The organism is Accumulibacter sp. (genome assembly GCF_016789985.1).
Lineage (GTDB): Bacteria > Pseudomonadota > Gammaproteobacteria > Burkholderiales > Rhodocyclaceae > Accumulibacter.
Genome location: NZ_JAEUOL010000040.1, coordinates 1 through 5,108, shown reverse-complemented (window position 1 = coordinate 5,108; position 5,108 = coordinate 1). Strand labels below are relative to the sequence as shown.

The following is a 5,108-nucleotide window of genomic DNA, read 5'->3' as shown; positions in this document are numbered from 1 at the left end:
AGCATGCCTTCGCGCACGATGAACACTTCTTCGCCGCGTCCGAGATAGGCTTCCCAGACGCCCGCTTCCTGCTTCTTGCCCAGATACACGAAAGGTAACGGCGGCGCCATGGGCGGCAGCGGCCGCGCCGGCTGATCGGGCCGCCGGTGATGATACGCTGCCGGCGGCCGCGCCGCCACTGCCTGGCACCACGTCCAGGCGCCCTCCTCTGCGCGACGGATACGCCGAGGCAGGGCTCTTCGGAAACAGCTTGACATGAGTAGTGAAGTGAGTTAGCTTTCGCCCTCGATCGTTGGTGCCTGGTTTCTGTTTCAGCGACCTCGTTCATCACGATTGAGACTTGAAAAGGGCAAACCAGACGAAAGTCTGGGACGCAAAGTAACCGGTCTGACGGCTTCGGCCAAGACAGCGGGACCGCCAAGTGTAAAGGTAGGTGAAAGTGGCGTATCCAATGCGCCGCCCAGGGGCCTGGCCACGCGCCACCGCAAACCGCCCCGCAACCAGCCAATATCATCAGGCTCCTAATGCTGACCCCAGTTCAGGCCAACATAGAGGAGACTCGAGATGTTGACCACCAAAGCTTTCCCACTTCGTTCATTCCATTCGGCAGCGTTACTGCTCGGTATCGTCGCCATCCCGGCTTTTGCCGCACCGCCCGCTGCGCCACAAGCGGTCTACGTGCCCGGCCGGCTTCTCATCCAGCAGCGTGCCGGCCTCAGCGACGCGGAAGTCGACCTGGCTTTGCAACCGCATGGCGGCAAGCGGGTCGGCAAGATAGGGCCGATCAACGTGCATGTCGTGCAATTGCCGCCACAGGCGAACACCGAAGCCGCAGCCGCTGCCCTTGCCAGAAACAAGCATTTCAAGTTCGTCGAACGGGACCGCATCCTGCCGCTGAGCGGAACGACCAATGACCCCTCGCTGTCCAGCCAGTGGCACCTCGCCAAGATCAATGCGCCGACGGCATGGGATACGACCAGCGGCAGCAATATCATCATTGCGATCCTCGATACCGGCGTCGATGGCAGCCACCCGGATCTCGCGGCCCAAATGGTGCCGGGCTGGAACACCTATGACAACAACTCGCTGACCGCCGATGTCTACGGGCACGGTACGGCGGTCGCGGGCACCGCGGCAGCGGCCGGCAACAACGGGGTCGGCATCGCCTCGGTCGCCTATCGCGCGCGGATCATGCCGGTCCGCATTTCCGATACGGCCGGCTACGGCTACAGCAGCACGATTGCCAGCGGACTGACCTGGGCTGCAGATAATGGCGCACGGGTCGCCAACATCAGCTACGCGATCGCCGGCAGTGCCGCCGTCGATAGCGCAGCCCAGTACCTGATCGGCAAGGGCGGCCTGACCGCCGTCTCGGCCGGCAACGACGGAGTCGGCCTGACGATCGCGCCAACCGCAAACCTGGTCGTCGTGTCGGCGACCGACAGCAGTGACGCCATCACCTCGTGGTCGAACTATGGGAGCCACATCAACATCGCGGCGCCCGGCTCGAACATCCTGACGACCAGTCGCGGCGGCAACTACGGCTTCTGGTCCGGGACATCCTTCTCGAGCCCGGTGGTCGCCGGCACCATCGCTCTGATGATGGCAGCCAATCCGACACTGCCGATCAGCCAGGTGCAGAGCCTCCTCTACGCAAGCTCCACCGACCTCGGCAGCGCCGGCAAGGACGTTCATTACGGCGCCGGCCGGGTCAACGCAGCGGCCGCCACGCAAGCGGCGGCAGGCACTACAGCGAGCGACACGCAAGCTCCGACGGTGACCATTTCGGCGCCCAGGGGAGGCACCGTCTCCGGTCTGGTGGCGCTGGATGTCGCTGCCAGCGACAATGTCGGCGTCGCCCGGGTCGATCTGGTAATCAGGGGCGCCGCCTATGCGAGCGACGCCAGCGCACCCTACGGTTTCACCTGGGACACCACCAGAATGCCGGATGGCGAGGCGACCGTCATCGCCTACGCCTATGATGCGGCCAACAACTACGCGAGTTCGGCAGCGGTCAGTTTCACCATCGCCAACGCCCCGGCCACGCCCGACACCACCCCGCCCAGTGTGACGATCAAGTCGCCACTCGACGGCGCCAAGGTCAGCAATGTCGTCAACATCAGCGGCCTGGCGACCGACAATCTCGGCACCGGCGGCATGACGCTGTCGCTCTCGATCGACGGCAAGGTGGTCAGCACCGTGACCGGCGGCAGCCTGAGCACCAACTGGAACACCAAGAAGGTGGCCGCCGGCACGCACACGCTGAAGCTGACCGCAAAGGATGCAGCAGGGAACCTGGCCTCCCAGTCGATCAGCGTCACCAAGTAAGCAGTCCCCCGTCCAGCGGGCGCGGGGCTGTCGGCAAGCGGCGGTCCCGCCGGGCGAGAGAGCACCCGCTTCCCTGCCCGACCCGCAGGGTCCCCCTATCCGCCCCCTGGCCGCCGCCGTCGTGTGCGGCGGCACCCCCCCGCCAGTCAGCGTGGTCCCAGGGTCGCCGTTCGATCCGTCCGTCCCTCTCCGTCGCTATCAGCGCCCTTTCGACGTTTGTCGACCCGCGTTTTCATGGCCGGCAAGCAGTCGCCCAGGCCTGCTTCGACACCGCCGACGGCGGTGTCGGAAAGTTTTACATCTTGACACATCCGGGGTCAGTCCGGAAAAGCAAAAATGCAATAAATCAGAAACCCATTGATCTAGGCCCAGATCTTGCTTGTCTTTGTGAAGAGCGCTTCGATTGGCCAGCTTTAATGGCGCTTGCGAAACCGCGTGCGACAGGCGTGGTCCATTTCAACATACCGTGCCGACAAGGCGTCGTTCAGGGAAGTACCGGGCACGACGGACCGTCTGGCAAAGGTTGGAGAGCCTGTTGCACAGGAAGCGATTGGCGGAATCGGGCACGCAAGGGCGTCCCGACCGGAAAACTGGTCCCGAAAGAGCCACCACCGACGTTCTCGCACCGACGACGTTTCGTGGGGTTTCCTCTTTGTGAAGTCGAATGAAGGAGCAATTCCATGAGCACATACGTTCCAAGACCACACTGCCCGGCGCAACTGAAGCGCCTTGTTCTGGCACTCGGCGGACACATCGAGCACCCCGCCGACCTCTCTCAAAGGCAGACTGCCGAAGGCAGCGCCAGGCTCCAGCCGCCGTTCCTGAAACGCCCCTTGATGCTGGGCATGACGGCTGTCGGCATGGCACTCGCCATCCCTACGGCATGGGCCGAGGTCATCTGCATCGGCTCCGGGCTCAGTCCGGAAGGCACCGGCACGACCGTGCAGGGGCAGGCAACCTTCACCGTCGCTCCCGGAACACTGACGGTGGTGCTGAAAAACACGAGCGCGACGACGCCCAAACAGGCGGATATGTTGACCGGGGTAGTGTTCAACATCACTGGCAACCCGACCCTGTCGTACAACGCGACGGCCAATCCGACGCTCCCGGTGGGAAGCAACATCTGGGTCACGCCGGGCCCGGTGATCAATAACGCCACTCCTTTGTTCAACGGCAGCGGTTCGTCCTGGACGGATCAACTAAGCAGTTTCACTTACGGTGCTTACGGTGTTGCCACGACCGGCTGGAGCGGCCTGTTCAACGCCGGCAGCATCGCGGTGGGAAATGGCGGGCCGAACTACGGCATTGCCGCGGCGGGCTCGGGTTCGGCGGTTTCCGGCGGGCAGGCCTATCCGCTGGCTGAGGACTCGCTGCAGTTCGTCTTCACCACCAGCGGCAGTTTCACGCAAGCGGACATCAAGGACGTCAAGTTCCTGTTCGGTACTGCCGGAACAACCAGCACCGGCGTTCCTCCCCAGAACTGCGTCGAAACCGATTTCGGCGATGCGCCGGACCCGAGCCTGGGAACAGCGGCCGGCACGGCCAGCACACCGCCCAACTACAAGACCACCCTGGCTGACGGCGGAGCGTCGCACGTACTCGGCCAACCGGTGTATCTCGGCACGATACCGCCGGATGGCGACAACGGGGCGCTGCAAAACAACACGGCGACCGCCGACGATCTGACCGATGCCGATGACGAGGACGGCGTCGACCTCAAGAATCTGCCGACGCTCCTCACCACGACGACCTCGGTCAAGATGAGCGTCAAGGCGACCAATGGGACGACCAGCGCAGCCAAGCTGGCCTGCTGGATCGACTTCAACCGTAACGGCATTTTTGGCGATGCCGGAGAACTGGCAAGCGCCACGGTGCCGGCGGCAACTGCCGCGGGCACCAGCTTCGCGCTGACGTTCAGCGGCTTCACCACCCCGCTGACGCCCGGCCCGACCGCCATGCGCTGCCGCATCAGCACCGATGCGGCATGGATGGCGACGGTCGCCCCGGCCAGCCCGGCGGGCTCCATCGGACCGGCCACGAATGGCGAGGTCGAGGACTACATGGTCAACGGAATCTACGATCCATGCACCACTTCCCCGATCACCTCACTCCCGGGTGACCCGGCGGTGCCGCCTGCCTACTACAGCGGGGTGCAGTTCACCGTCTCTCCGAGCGGCTCGATGAGCAACATCGCATCGATCCAGTGCCAGAAGACGATCAACATCGACCCGACCACCGGGATGACCTTCAATCCCGTCGCAACCACCGGTCCGCTGGGTACGCCGCCGACCTGGACCTTCGTGCCATCAGCACCTAACGTCATCGTCACCGCAAGAAAGATGAGCACCGCGACGGCAACCATCGCCTGCACGGCCACAGACTCGCTCGGTCTGACGTGTGCGACCGACCCGTGGTTTGCCACCGCCATTCGCCTGACCGGCAGCGCGAAAAATGCAACGACGGAAGCGACGGCGTCGCAACTCGTCAAAGCATCCAGCGCAGAAGACCATGTCACGGTGACCAATGGCACCCCTGGCGTGCAGAAGCTCGAGCTGAACGTGAACGGAACGAAGTTCAACGTGAACAGCCTGAAGGACGGCGAGGTCAGAACCTTGTGCATCACCTCGGCAATGCGCAACGGTGAAGAGAACAGCATCTACCTCGTTGCCAAGGGCAAGCCGGGCGGCTCGGCAGACGTAATGGGTCAAGGCGGAAAGTGCAACTAAGAGCAGCAATGCTGCCCGCTTAGGGAGGCCGCGCGCGGGAAAAAGTCCGGCGCG

The 5,108-nt window shown here is 63.9% G+C and carries 2 protein-coding genes and 1 riboswitch; both genes read left to right on the top strand.

The window, feature by feature from the left end:
* Positions 1 to 338 precede the first annotated feature (338 nt).
* Positions 339 to 422, top strand: a riboswitch (cyclic di-GMP riboswitch).
* Between the two features lie 142 nt (positions 423 to 564).
* Positions 565 to 2,328, top strand: coding sequence for a S8 family serine peptidase (locus tag JNK99_RS02290; protein WP_291848058.1), 1,764 nt, complete (start codon positions 565 to 567; stop codon positions 2,326 to 2,328).
* Between the two features lie 680 nt (positions 2,329 to 3,008).
* The gene (locus JNK99_RS02285; protein WP_291848055.1) at positions 3,009 to 5,054 is read left to right on the top strand and encodes an XDD4 family exosortase-dependent surface protein; all 2,046 of its coding nucleotides are present in this window, start codon (positions 3,009 to 3,011) and stop codon (positions 5,052 to 5,054) included.
* Positions 5,055 to 5,108: the final 54 nt, after the last annotated feature.